12 protein-coding genes and 1 other annotated feature are annotated in these 13,932 nt (G+C 38.6%); all 12 genes read right to left on the bottom strand.

Going from position 1 to position 13,932, the window contains the following annotated elements; all coding sequences use genetic code 11:
* Window positions 1-127: 127 nt before the first annotated feature.
* The 12 genes from thrS to polA all read right to left on the bottom strand — a co-directional run bounded on the left by thrS (window position 128) and on the right by polA (window position 13,930).
* Entirely contained in the window at window positions 128-2,062 is a 1,935-nt protein-coding gene (gene thrS, locus COE25_RS16580) for a threonine--tRNA ligase (RefSeq protein WP_098933374.1), read from the bottom strand.
* A gap of 274 nt (window positions 2,063-2,336) precedes the next feature.
* Window positions 2,337-2,584: a binding site (T-box leader), on the bottom strand.
* A gap of 96 nt (window positions 2,585-2,680) precedes the next feature.
* On the bottom strand, window positions 2,681-3,559 hold the full coding sequence (ytxC, locus tag COE25_RS16575; RefSeq protein WP_098933373.1) for a sporulation protein YtxC: 879 nt from the start codon (window positions 3,557-3,559) through the stop codon (window positions 2,681-2,683).
* A 148-nt stretch (window positions 3,560-3,707) separates the two neighbouring features.
* On the bottom strand, window positions 3,708-4,637 hold the full coding sequence (gene dnaI, locus COE25_RS16570; protein WP_098933372.1) for a primosomal protein DnaI: 930 nt from the start codon (window positions 4,635-4,637) through the stop codon (window positions 3,708-3,710).
* Between the two features lie 13 nt (window positions 4,638-4,650).
* Window positions 4,651-6,039: a replication initiation and membrane attachment family protein gene (locus COE25_RS16565; RefSeq protein ID WP_088089212.1), complete on the bottom strand. Its 1,389-nt coding sequence runs from the start codon at window positions 6,037-6,039 to the stop codon at window positions 4,651-4,653.
* 55 nt (window positions 6,040-6,094) lie between these two features.
* A complete protein-coding gene (gene nrdR, locus COE25_RS16560; protein WP_098933371.1) occupies window positions 6,095-6,556 on the bottom strand; it encodes a transcriptional regulator NrdR in 462 nt (153 codons plus the stop codon).
* A gap of 90 nt (window positions 6,557-6,646) precedes the next feature.
* Window positions 6,647-7,042, bottom strand: a complete 396-nt coding sequence (locus COE25_RS16555) for a hypothetical protein (RefSeq protein ID WP_088089214.1) — start codon at window positions 7,040-7,042, stop codon at window positions 6,647-6,649.
* Window positions 7,043-7,152: 110 nt separating this feature from the next.
* Window positions 7,153-7,527, bottom strand: coding sequence for an adenosylmethionine decarboxylase (speD, locus tag COE25_RS16550; protein ID WP_088089215.1), 375 nt, complete (start codon window positions 7,525-7,527; stop codon window positions 7,153-7,155).
* A gap of 343 nt (window positions 7,528-7,870) precedes the next feature.
* Window positions 7,871-8,902, bottom strand: a complete 1,032-nt coding sequence (locus COE25_RS16545) for a glyceraldehyde-3-phosphate dehydrogenase (protein WP_098933370.1) — start codon at window positions 8,900-8,902, stop codon at window positions 7,871-7,873.
* Window positions 8,903-9,070: 168 nt separating this feature from the next.
* Window positions 9,071-9,688, bottom strand: coding sequence for a dephospho-CoA kinase (gene coaE / locus COE25_RS16540; protein WP_098933369.1), 618 nt, complete (start codon window positions 9,686-9,688; stop codon window positions 9,071-9,073).
* A gap of 19 nt (window positions 9,689-9,707) precedes the next feature.
* Window positions 9,708-10,343 carry a sporulation membrane protein YtaF gene (gene ytaF / locus COE25_RS16535; RefSeq protein ID WP_088089218.1) on the bottom strand — a complete coding sequence of 212 codons (636 nt, stop codon included), beginning with the start codon at window positions 10,341-10,343 and terminating at the stop codon, window positions 9,708-9,710.
* 104 nt (window positions 10,344-10,447) lie between these two features.
* A complete protein-coding gene (mutM, locus tag COE25_RS16530; protein ID WP_098933368.1) occupies window positions 10,448-11,275 on the bottom strand; it encodes a DNA-formamidopyrimidine glycosylase in 828 nt (275 codons plus the stop codon).
* Between the two features lie 18 nt (window positions 11,276-11,293).
* On the bottom strand, window positions 11,294-13,930 hold the full coding sequence (gene polA, locus COE25_RS16525; protein WP_088089220.1) for a DNA polymerase I: 2,637 nt from the start codon (window positions 13,928-13,930) through the stop codon (window positions 11,294-11,296).
* Between the last annotated feature and the right edge of the window lie 2 nt (window positions 13,931-13,932).

Here is a 13,932-nt window from a genome sequence, read left to right as displayed (position 1 = left end):
GACGTAATGTCAAACAAACTATTTCCTTTGACAACGAAATTTATTTTAGCAAGAAACTGAAAATTATTCAATATATTTTTTTATTTTAAAAAAAGAAAGAGAGATTGCTCCCTCTTCCGAATAAAAATTATCCTCTTTTCACTTCAGCAACGATTGCTGCTAAAAACTCTGAAAATGGCTTTGTTTCTGAGTTTTGTTCACCATATTTACGGACATTGACAGCTTGGTCTTCGACTTCTTTATCACCAACAACCAGCATATATGGTATTTTTTGCATTTGAGCTTCGCGAATTTTATAGCCGATTTTTTCATCACGGCCATCCAATTCGACACGTAAACCTTCATTTTGAAGTTGCTCCTGAACTTGCTTAGCATAATCATAATGCGCACCAGGAGATACTGGAATAACCTGTACCTGTACTGGAGCCAGCCAAGTAGGGAAAGCGCCTTTGTATTCTTCAATTAAGAAGGCAACAAATCGTTCCATTGTTGACACAACTCCACGGTGGATAACGACTGGACGATGCTGCTTGCCGTCCTCTCCAACATATGTTAAATCAAAACGTTCCGGTAATAAGAAGTCTAATTGAACAGTGGAAAGTGTTTCTTCTTTCCCTAGAGCTGTCTTAACTTGAACGTCAAGCTTAGGACCGTAGAATGCAGCTTCTCCTTCTGCCTCATAGTAGTTAAGACCAAGATCATCCATGGCATCCTTCAGCATCGATTGTGCTTTTTCCCACATCGCGTCATCGTCAAAATACTTTTCAGTATCTTGCGGGTCACGGTATGATAAACGGAAGGAATAGTCATTAATATCAAAGTCTTTATAGACCGCTAAGATTAGGTTAACAACCCGTTTGAATTCACCTTTAATTTGGTCAGGACGAACAAAAATATGTGCATCATTTAAAGTCATTCCACGAACCCGCTGTAGTCCTGAAAGGGCACCAGACATTTCATAGCGATGCATTGTTCCAAGTTCGGCAATTCGGATTGGAAGTTCACGATAGCTGTGAATGCTGTTCTTGTACACCATCATATGATGTGGACAGTTCATTGGACGAAGAACCAATTGTTCATTGTCCATTTCCATGATCGGGAACATATCTTCCTGGTAATGATCCCAGTGACCTGAAGTCTTATATAAATCAACACTGCCCATGACCGGAGTGTACACATGGTCATAACCCAGACGTTGTTCTTTATCAACAATGTATCGTTCAACCACACGACGAATTGTTGCGCCTTTCGGAAGCCATAACGGTAATCCCTGTCCTACCAATTGGTTACTAGTGAAAAGGTTTAACTCTTTACCAATTTTACGGTGGTCACGTTCTTTCGCTTCTTCAAGCAAACGAAGATGCTCAGCTAGATCCTCTTTCTTAAAGAAGGCAGTTCCGTAAATACGCTGTAACATTTTATTTTTGCTGTCACCGCGCCAATAGGCACCCGCAATGCTTAACAATTTAAATTCTTTGATTTTTCCTGTCGATGGAACATGGACACCACGGCAAAGGTCAAAAAAGTCACCTTGCTCATAGATTGTCACTGTTTCCTCATCAGGAATCGCCTCAATTAGTTCCAGCTTGTAAGGGTCACCCGCTTCTTTAAATAGCTGAACAGCATCCGCACGACTTACTTCCTTGCGAACAACTTCAATATTTTCATTGACGATTTTCGCCATTTCCTTTTCAATCCTTGGCAGATCTTCTGGAGTTAATGATTCCTCAAGGTCCATATCATAATAAAAACCACCCTCAATAACAGGACCTACTCCTAAATTCACACCAGGATAAAGCCTTTTAACAGCCTGTGCCATTAAGTGTGCTGTACTGTGCCGTAAAATCTCTAATGCGTCTACGGAATCAGGGACGACGATTTCTATTGAACCGTCTTCATTAATTGGACGGCGAAGATCATAAAGTTGACCGTTCCATTTACCGGCAATCGCTTTTTTCTTTAGGCCGGGGCTGATGGAAGCAGCGATATCTTCCGTTGTTGTTCCACGTGGGAACTCCTTTACTGCCCCATCTGGAAACGAAATCTTAACAACGTCTGACATGGTAATTCCTCCTTTGTAATTAGAAAAGCGGAAGCGCCTTGGTCAGGGGCGATATAGGGAGATTTGTCACTGGCATGCGAAGTGCCGCCAGCGACTTAGTCTCCCTTAATGCGTACAGAAAGCGGTAGCTTTCTGTAGCCAAGCATATGACGAGCCGGCGGGAAGGTTGTTCTTTAACCTTCTCGACGGATTGGCTGTAGACCATAGTGCCCCTAGGCGCTGCAGCTAGACATTTTTCCTAGTTTTGTTGAAAAATAAAAAAACCCGTCCCTGGAATAGGGACGAGTTTTGATAAACACGTGGTTCCACCCAATTTTTCATTTTCGAATGATACACATTGAAAATGACTTTGGTCAGTTAACGGCTGTGGCCGTCAACAATTACTGACTTCACGGAAACATGAAGTGTTCACTGCTGAAGTTTAAAGGTGGTAAGTATTATTTTCGTGTTAGGAGGCTTTCAGCCCTGTCCTCCCTCTCTAGAAACCGTAAAAAATACTGTTATCCTTATCATTACTTTTGCTATGAATATTCTATGTACGTTATTATAATGACTAATTCCCTAAAAATCAAGGGACATCAACCTACAAAAACAAATTATTACAAAAATTCCTGTATCTCAAGCATGGTGTTCAGAAGAATTATTATCTGCCGCCCATTTCTTAACTTCACGGAGGGACGCAAACGATTTCACAGTTACTCTTTCTTCAAAGATGTTTTTGATTGTTCGAACTAAGGGTTCTTCTGGGTCTTTTGTATACAGAAAAATAGTTGTAGGTGCAAGCGATAAAAGTGGTGCAATGGAAGCAGAATCGACATAAACAGGATGATTAACAAGTAACTTCCGGTCAATCAATCTAATTAATTCAGCTCTTTTCATCTCTACAAACTGGTCGTTATAAAAAGTAATTTCCTCGTCAAACAATAAATGAAGAACATCCATTTTTGGTTCCCTGTTCAGTAAAAAGTCCCTGAGCATTTGCACAAACATTTGATACTCCTGCTCCATTTTATATTCATCAATAGCAATCTCAACATAACCTTCAAGTAACTGGAGGTATGGCCGCAAACGAAATTTATGAAAGGAGTCAAACGAAAAAGAAATATCATCCTGAAAGATATACTCGATGGCTGCTTTAATATTAGGCTCTTCATTTGAATCCTTCAAAAAGACAATCAGGTCTTCTCTTTGACCTTCAAGAATAGAATAGATAATTTCCATTATCTGTTGTTGTACTTCTAGATCCTCATAAAAATAACGGTTTTTTAAAATTTCCCTGAACCAATCGTCACGTTTTACGTTCGTAATAAATTCGTAAAATGCATTTTTAACCATAGTAGAAATTTCAATGGATAAGAAGCTACCTAAAAATTTTACTATATGTCGATCTTCTATTAGAAGAATAGTTTCTTTATCATAATTATTTGGTAAGTACTCCAGCAAGTGGTAATAAAACTTTTGAGCATCCAGCTTGCTTTGGAAGATGATTTCCGCCAACCAAATCCCCCCTTTAAGCCAATCTTTGTTAATATATATGGGGGACTTGGCTAAAATAGAAGTTAGCTAACAGTTGCTTTTGTTATTTACAGAAAAAAATACAAAAAAAAAGACTGCTGACCTGTTTCAGCAATCCGGAAAACACGTTTTATTCCCGTCTATTTGGACCATCGACCATCACTGGCACACTCAGGGAGCGGATTCTCTCCATGATTCGTCGGGCTTTCATTTTCTCTTCTTCGCCCCGCTGGCTGTAGGTTAGATGATGCTCCAGCTCCCCAAAATTAAAGTTTGAGGTAAAAAATGTCGGCAGACTTTCAAGCATACGGAACTGTAAAATTGGCCCTAAAACTTCATCCCTTGTCCAACTCGAGACAGCTTCCGCACCAATATCATCAAGCATTAGAATCGGTTCTCTTTTTAACGCTTCAATTTTCTCATTCAAAGTCGAATCCGCAATCGAACTTTTCATTTCCCTTAATAGTTCAGGGACATAGACAATCATCGAAGAAATCTGTTTTTTTGCCAATTCATTGGCGATTGCCCCTAATAGATAGGACTTCCCGACACCGAATTTCCCGTAAAGAAAGAGGCCCTTTGGTTTTTTACCTGCCTCATAATTCATTAAAAAGGTTGCAGCCTTATCTCCGGCATCCAGCCTGCCTGAGTCTCCTTCAAAGTCTTCAAAGGTGGCCTCAAGTATGTCTCTTGGCACATATAGACTTTTGATTAGTTTTTCATTTTTCTTTTTTTCATCTGCCATGATTTTTCGAGGACAGCGTTTATAAACAACATCAATGGAGTTTCGAGATAATACCAATTCTGGGTGATATCCCTTCATGAAATTGATGCAGCTATCCAGACTTTCACATTTGTGGCATTCCTTGCTTTGGTTCGTATACTCGTACAGTTTACTCATGCTTTTATCAATCATGGATTGATCAATCTCATTTTGATGTTCTGCTAAAAAAGCTTGAATATCCGGATTTTCAAGAACTTGCCTGCGTTGTTGTTCATATCGTTTTTGAAAGCTTTCATTAGAAGCTAATCTTTTCAATGTTCGATTGATTTTTTCCAATTTTGGTCACCCCCTATTTGCGAAACGCTTTTAACTTTTCTTCAATCGCACGCTTTTTCGCTTCAACTTCACTGTTGTTTCCTTGCGCGGGATCTTTGTCTGCATCTTTCGTACTTTCATCAAACCAGTCAGGAATTAACTCTGTCCGAATTGGTTTTTTATTAGACGACCTTGTAGTTTTTTTGCTTTCTGTTACTTTATGTTCCTCATTCTTCGCGAGCTCCATCGCTTCTTTCACCGTTTTCACTTGTTTTCTTGCCCAATGACTAGCGATTGACTCGACAAAACCCTTTGTAAATTTCATGTCCGTTTTTCTCATAACCACTTCAATTAGGACATTTACCACACCTGGGGGAAGTTTATATTTAATCATGATCTCTTCTAAGGTTTTCAAATTGGCATTCGAAGGTTCAACACCGCCTGAGATTTCTTTAAAAACGATAAGTGGCGGGGTCGTCTCATAAGAGCGAATTAATTTTTCTTCCTGTGTTTTAGGTTCGGTTATTTGAGTTTGATGAACGATTGGTTGTGTTCGGTTAATAAGACTCGGAAGTTGATCGTAATTGACAAATTGATACCAATCACGAGCCCCCTTTCTCAAGTCCTCAATATCAATTTCTTCATGCTCGTTAATAGCACCCAAGATGAAATTTTTCATTTCGATTGCATCAATTTGGTACAGAAATGCAAGATTACTAATTACACTTTTTACTTTTGGTGTTAGCGATTTTTTGGGAACAAGTGATTCATTCAGCCCTGCTGTTAACAAATCAAAATCAAACGTGTCCACACCAATTTGGATCGGACTCGGCTCATTCCGACCAATAAACTGTTGATTTTCTTCCTCTTGTAATTCTTCGGAAAGGGCTTGAATATATTGCATACTGCCAGGGGCCCCTGATGCAAACACGTCCTGAAAGGCTCTTGTAACATCTACATACTCTTCTTCCCTTGGCTTTTGTTGATCACTAAAAAAGCGCTTCAGACGAGAGAAATGGTTTTTTCCAATTTTTCGATAAAGATAAATATTTAACATCCCATCTAAAAAGAATTGCTCAGGACTTAAAGGTGGATGCAGTTCATAGATGAAGGAGCGTCCCCCTTCATCTGTTTTGACACGCGTCTTTAATAAACCAATGCCTTCAAGCTTCAATCTGGCTTCGTAAATATCCTTTAAGTTCATCTCTAAGAGATTCATCAATAAATGATGAGTGGAAGACTCAGACCAGAGCCGATTTTCCTCTAACTCCGCCCAGAGCGTCATATATAAACTAAAGCAAGTTGACCCAATCAATGGCTGATATAAAAACGTCAGCACTTTACGGTCATACTCATGCAGCAGCCCATCAGCCGCAACTATATAACGGTCGATAGGGAGAATTTCCTGCCAATGCTGCGCCATATCACTCCAACCTTTCTTGTTATAAAATCAAAAAGAGCCAAAAACTCTTTAGCTCTTAAGATTTTTCTTTTTTGATTAATTCTTTTAATTCATCAATAAAAACATTAATATCTTTAAACTGACGGTAAACAGATGCAAACCGTACATAGGCGACTTCGTCCACATGTGCCAGCCTGTCCATGACCATTTCACCGATTGATTCACTTTTTATTTCAGAAATACCCTGACTCCTCAAATCCTTTTCAACACCATGCGTTATATCTTCTAATTCCTTTAAGGCCACCGGCCGCTTCTCACATGCCTTAATCAAGCCACGTAATATTTTATCACGGCTAAACTCTTCTCGGGTACCTTCTTTCTTGACTACAATCAGCGGTATCTCTTCAATCTTCTCAAACGTAGTAAAACGATACCCACATTCTTCACATTCGCGTCTCCTCCGTGTTGCTCGACCTTCATCAACTGGGCGAGAGTCGAGGACGCGTGTACCATAATTTTGACAAGATGGGCATTTCATTGTAATCAACTCCAAATCTACACTTTACTCCCGAACAAAAACGCTTACTTTCATCTTATAAAAAAGACTATCTTTATACAAGTAGTAGTACTAGGAGTTTTTTATTCCTATAAAGGTATGTAATTGATTAATCCGCTCGTAATAATAATTAATCCGCTTTTTTAAATCGGGATAGGTGCCGAGTAAGGAAAATTTTTCAGATGAAATATTAAAGTCTACTGCTGTTTCCATTGGCTTTACTCCCACAATTGTAACAATTAGAAAGCAGGGGATTGGTTTACTGATTTCAACAGCAATTTCTCCATGTTCTTTAGAAACCGTGGTGACCCGGCAATCAGCATCTTCATGGAATAACTTTTCAACAGATGCAAATAATTGATTAAACATCGCCTTATAATAATGCGTTTTTAAGGAATCATCCTTAATCTGATCTGAAGTCTCAATTTGCTTTTTAAAACGAACAAATAGGTTACCTAACATAGCCATACTATTCCTCCCATGATGTAGCTTTGTTCTTATTGTACAACATTAGTCTAGAAAATATAAAAAGAGGTGTATGTATAAATACACCTCTAAGTTAATTGTTTTTATAGTGACTATAAAACTTTTGCCTGTTTTACATGAACAGGACCCATGCCACGCGGAATTTCAATATTTTCACGTGTTTGTGCATTTAATGCCTCAGCAATATAATCGGCCGCAACATTAGGATTCAAATCGCCGCAAGTGTATACATCTATGCTGGCATATCCATGTTCAGGGAAGCTGTGAATGGTAAGATGTGATTCAGAGATAATAACCACACCACTTACACCTTGTGGGGCAAATTTATGAAATGCTACTTCACGGATTTCCGCACCTGATCTAAGAGCTGCTTCAACAAAAGTTGTTTCAATAAAATTCATATCATTTAATTTTTCAAAGTCGCATCCCCAAAGCTCAGAGATTACGTGACGTCCCATTGTTTCCATATTCATTTTTCCCCCTTTAACCTTTTATGTTCTTTCTTGAAATCCTGTTATTGACGGTATCCGAGTAACTACCACGGGGGAAAGTTAGTCCAGAGAGGTCCTAACCCTTTAAGTAATTAATAGCTACCTGATTTCAAGAAGTTCACGATGACTAGTATACTTTGTTTATATTTTTTTTGCAACCTATCAATATAAAAAACTTTATATGTTTATTTTGTAACAAGGTTAATGGGCATGTTCCATTTTTCATTCGATAAAAACACACGAAATCAAAGCTATTTTATGCAAAAAACACCCAGATGACTCAAGCAAGGCAAAAAAAATGCTGTCTATCGACAGCATTTTATCCGACCTTTATTTGTGATGATTTTGCTATTTCCTCTGCAACATACATGGTGAGATCCACGACACGTGAAGAATACCCCCACTCATTATCATACCATGCTAAAACCTTTACTTTTCTTGTTCCCATCACCATTGTGGAAAGACCATCAATGATGGCAGAATGTTCATTGGTATTAAAGTCAACGGATACTAATGGTTCCATCGTCAAATCCAAAATGCCTTTTAATGGGCCATTTGCCGCTTCAATAAATGCGTTATTGACATCATCAAGGGTCACATCTTGCTTAAGATCAACTACTAAGTCAACAAGTGAAACGTTTGGTGTTGGCACACGAAGTGACATCCCATGTAATTTACCTTTTAAGTGTGGTAACACAAGTGAAATTGCCTTGGCCGCTCCTGTTGTTGTTGGAATGATAGATTGTCCACATGCACGAGCCCTTCGTAAATCTTTGTGAGGGTTATCGATATTTTTTTGATCATTTGTATAGGCATGAATCGTTGTCATTAATCCGCATTCAATGCCAAACTTTTCATCTAACACCTTTGCAACAGGTGCAAGGCAGTTGGTGGTACATGATGCATTAGAGATAATGTCATGATGCTTGATATCAAGCATTTCTTCATTAACACCCATTACAATTGTTACATCCTCATTTTTCCCTGGTGCAGTTAAGATCACTTTCCTGGCTCCTGCTTCTAAGTGCAGTGCCGCCGCTTCACGAGCATTAAACTTTCCTGTCGCCTCTATAACAATATCAATGCCAAACTCTCTCCAGGGAAGCTCCTCTGGATTACGACTGCTTAATAGTTTAATTCCTTTGCCATTGACGATTAACTCATCATCTAAAGGGATAACTTCTCCCTGAAATGGTCCATGATTTGTATCATATTTAAGTAAATGTGCTAATGTTTCCGCTGGATAGCTTGCATTTATGGCAACAACCTCAAGCTTATTTTCAAGGATAGCTTTTCTAAAAACCATCCTGCCAATTCTCCCAAAACCGTTTATTGCAACTCTCGTCTTCATTTTACATCCCCTTTTTTTGTATTAATGTCATACTTAATACTTGTATTGTTGTAATTAGTATAACATATTTAGGTTTAATTGTGATGAATAAATTGCGGATTTTTAAAATGTTTTACAATTCAGGCAACTTAGAAACAGAAAAAAAGAGAAGGTTGCCCTTCTCTCCCATTACTTAAGATTATTATTTATATCGATGCCAAACTGGACTAAAATTTCAAGAAGTTGTTTTTTTGTATCTGCGATCGAACCATTATTATCAATTACAGCATCCGCGAGCCTTATTTTTTCAGAAAGGGGCATCTGAGAACGAATCCTTGCTTCGGCATCCTCAACTGATAGATTATTTCTCTCGATTAATCTTTTTAATTGTGTTTCATCGTCAACATAAACAAGTAACGTTTTATCCACCATATACGTAAGTTTACTTTCAAATAATAAAGGAATATCCAGAACAACCACTTCTTCACTGTTTTTTATTGCCTGTTCGACTTGGTCCCTCATTCTTTTTCTAACCTCAGGGTGGACGATTTCGTTTAAAGTTTGCCGTTTTTCAGCGTGATGGAAAATAATTGCGCCAAGCTTTTGCCTGTCAATTTCACCATCTTCCAATAAAATATCACGGCCAAACTCTTCAATAATCCTAAAATAAGCGGATTCACCTTTCATTACCGCTAGGCGTGATTCTATATCTGCATCGACAACAGTGATATCCATTTCTTTGAAAAAGTTTGAGACTGTGCTTTTTCCACTGGCGATTCCGCCAGTTAAACCGATAACTAATGACATGGTCTTTTCCTTTCTAGATTCATAACTTCCATATTCCAATTATGATTAATAAAATCCCTGGCAAAAACGTGAACTTTTGGATCCAATCAAACTTATGAAAAAAAGTTCCGCTTTTTATCCCTAATAGAACAAATAACGAGCTCATAATCGCGACAGTAAATGCTAAATAAAAGGGAGAGAAACCAAGCATCGCTGCACCAATCCCGGCTCCAAAGGCATCCAGAGACAAGGCAAAGCCTAACATTAAAGCTTCGATCCCCGTAATCGTACCCGATTGGTCAAAGTCAGCGGACATCGGCTTTTTCAAGATGTTGATGGCTAATCCTAGGGATTTAATTTCAAAATTTACGATTGTTTTTTCATGTTCTAGTACGTCTTTTTCTTTTTCTGGTTTGAAAAATTGAAACAAAACCCATGCACCAAGAGCAATTAGAATGATTCCCCCTAGGCTTGACGTAATCCTTGGAGATAGAACTTTTTCAAGTCCATGCCCAATTGACACGGCAATCATTAAAGAAATAGCCGAGCAACTTGCAATAATAATCACTGATCGGATCGGCATGACCATTTTCCTTAGTCCATAGGTAAAACCCACGCTAAAGCTATCAAGGCTGAGAGCAAAAGCAAGTATGAGAAGTGAGAACAACTGAACCATGATGTCTAGGGCTCCTTCCTCCAAAATCATTACGATAGTATATGGCAGGAGCCTATCAAAGGTTAATATTTTCAATTCTCACTTTTTCTACTTTTGTATCCCACTTAAATCTTTTGGCACTGCGGGCAGTAATGGGTCCCTCTGCCCCCTACGGTCGTTTTTTCTAAAGGTGTTCCACATCGTTTACACTCTTCCCCTTTACGACCATATGCGTATAATTCAAGCTGAAACATACCTATTTCCCCTTGGGAGTTAACATATGAGCGGATCGTACTTCCGCCCTTTTTGACGGCTTCGCTTAAGGTCGCAACAATTTCACGGTGAAGAACGGCAAGTTCATTTTTATTTAATGTGTTAGCAATACGTTCTGGATGTATACCTGCCCGAAAAAGAGCCTCATCCACATAGATATTACCGAGCCCCACAAAAAGTTTTTGGTCCAATAGTGCTGTTTTAATTTTTCGATTCGTTTTTTCAACCCTCTTAGTCAAGTACTCTACCGTAAATTCCTCTGAAAAAGGTTCAGGGCCAAGCCCTATGAGCGGTTCCGTTAAGAATTCGTCCCCTTTTTTGTATAAGTGCATCGTTCCAAATTTCCGAACGTCCCTATACCTTAATTCTGTTCCATCTGTAAAGTGAAAGAGTACATGTGTATGTTTATCAAAGGGTTCTTCCTTAGGATAAAGCCCGTACTTTCCTTCCATTCTCAAATGCGATACTAACGCGAAATGATCCGTATAAATGATTAAAAATTTCCCTCTTCTGCCTACATCAACAATGGTCTCCCCTACTAAAGCATCGACAAATTGTTCCACTTCAAGTGGGCTTTTAATGATTTTTGGCCAAAAGACGGAGATATCTTTGATGGTTTTATTGACAACTAATTTTTTTAACGTTTTCCTTACGGTTTCTACTTCTGGAAGCTCCGGCATTGCTGAGGGGTCCCCCTTTTATTTGGCGTCAAACCAAGTTGGTCCATAGGCATAGTCCACTTTCAACGGCACCTTCAATTCGAGGGCATTTTCCATCACGTCTGGGACTAACTTCTTTAAAATTTCCAATTCGTCCTCAGGTGCTTCAAATATCAATTCATCGTGGACTTGAAGTAAGAGGCGCGTCTTTAAGCCCTTGTCCTTTAAAGCATCGTCCATATCAATCATTGCTTTTTTTATGATATCTGCGGCACTGCCCTGAATTGGAGTATTCATGGCTGTCCTTTCTGCAAAGCTTCTTATGTTAAAATTACGAGCTGTTATTTCAGGAAGGTATCTTCTTCGCTGCATCAAAGTGGAGACATAGCCCTTTTGTTTTGCCGAGTGAATAATATCATCCATGTATTCTTTGACACCTGGATAGGTATCCAGATAACGATTAATGAATTGTCCAGCTTCTTTCCTTGTAATTCCTAAGGATTGGGACAGACCATAATCACTGATTCCATAAACAATTCCAAAGTTAACAGCCTTGGCCTGACGCCTCATATTGGAGGTTACCTCATCCTTATTGACATGAAAAACTTCCATTGCTGTTTTTGTATGAATATCCATGTCCTCTTTGAAGGCCTGAATCAGCTTTTCATCACCAGCAATATCAGCAAGGACACGCAGTTCGATCTGTGAATAGTCGGCTGCAAAAATGATCCAGCCTTCCTCTGATGGAACAAAGGCTTGGCGGATTTTACGTCCCTCTTCAAGGCGAATCGGTATATTTTGCAAATTAGGATCAATTGAACTTAATCTGCCAGTCGCAGTTAAAGTTTGTTGATACCTGGTATGGACTTTTCCCGTTTTAGGATTAATAACCTTCAGTAATCCTTCTATATAGGTGGATTGAAGCTTACCTAATTGTCTGTATAGAAGAATATGCTCGATGATTTCATGATCTTCTGCTAATTTTTCCAATACATCTGCTGAAGTTGAATGACCTGTTTTCGTTTTCTTAAACGAAGGAAGGTTTAATTTTTCAAATAAAATTACGCCAAGTTGTTTCGGTGAGTTGATATTAAACTTTTCGCCTGCTAATTCACAAATTTTCTCTTCAATCTCGACGAGTCTATCATTTAGCTCCTTACCCATTGTCTGAAGGCGTTCCTGTTCCACCTTGATCCCGCACGATTCCATATCAGCCAAAATCAGGGATAAAGGCATTTCGAGCTCGGTAAATAATTCATACTGTTCATTTTTTCTTAATTCATCTTCTAGTTTTTCTTTTATATCAGACATTGCAAGACTTTTCCGAACAAGATGTTCTCCGAGCTTTGACACTTCAGGGACTTTTCGTTTCGCACCTTTCCCATAAAACGATTCATCCGATTGGATATTATGTAAATCAAATCTTTTCGTTATCGCTGCGAGGTCTTCAATGTTATCTGAAGGATTTATGATATAGGAAGCCATTAGAATATCAAAATCGACCCCTTTTAAATGAATATCATGCCTTCTTAATGAAACTTCGGATCGTTTGGCATCATAAACTGTTTTCTTTTTACTCTCATCTTCCGCCCATTTTTTAAAAGCTTCTGACTGTAATGCCAGGTCAGTTGGCAAATAGAAATGTCCTATTTCATTGACAAGAGAGAAACCGATAATCTCTGCATAATGATAATTATCATCCAGCATTTCAACATAAAAATAATTAGTGTCTGCAAACAGTTCTTCTGTTATTTCAGTTGGAATTTGAAAATCAATATCTTCAAGTTCCTGCTCTTCAATAGTGTCTGGACCTTCTCCAAGCTTGCCCAATAATGAATGAAAGCCTAATTCTTTAAATAAGGCTACTAATTTTTCGCGCGTAAAGCCCTCGTATGCGACGTTTTCTAAATCCACTTCGACAGGTGCTTGTCTTTCAATCGTAGCAAGTTCTTTACTCATTAATGCTTGGTTCTTAAATTCTTCAAGCTTCTCTTTCAGCTTGTTCCCAGTTACTTGTTCAACTGAGTTTAATAAATTTTCGAGGGTTGAAAACTCCTTCAACAATTTGATCGCTGTCTTTTCACCTACCCCAGGAACACCAGGTATATTATCGGAAGGGTCACCCATTAACCCTTTCATATCAATGATTTGTTCTGGTGTAAGTCCATATTTTTCGGCTACATGTTCTGGAGTATATTCTTCAATATCCGTAATACCCTTTCGAGTAATTCCGACGGTTGTAGTGGCGGAAGAGAGTTGGGTTAAATCTTTGTCTCCTGAAATGACTCTTACTTCGTACCCATCCTTTTCTGCAGTTAATGAAAGGGTACCAATGATATCATCGGCCTCATAATTTTCGAGCTCATACCTGGAAATCCCATAAGCATCAAGAAGATCACGGATAAACGGAAATTGTTCGGATAGTTCAGGTGGGGTTTTTTGCCTTCCACCTTTATACTCACTAAAGGTTTTATGGCGAAAAGTAGTTTTTCCAGCATCAAATGCGACAAGTATATGTGTTGGCTTTTCATCTTCAAGAATTTTCATCAACATCATCGTAAAGCCATATACCGCATTCGTGTGGATTCCTTTATCGTTATTAAGCAGGGGTAATGCAAAAAATGCTCGGTAAGCAATACTATTACCGTCAATCAGGACAAGTTTCCTTTTTTCCATTT

Origin of the sequence: Bacillus sp. AFS031507, assembly GCF_002584635.1 — a bacterium.
In the GTDB taxonomy this organism is placed as follows: domain Bacteria; phylum Bacillota; class Bacilli; order Bacillales; family Cytobacillaceae; genus Neobacillus.
The sequence above is the reverse complement of the archived record's forward strand: the minus strand, read 5'-3'. Positions and strand labels throughout refer to the sequence as shown.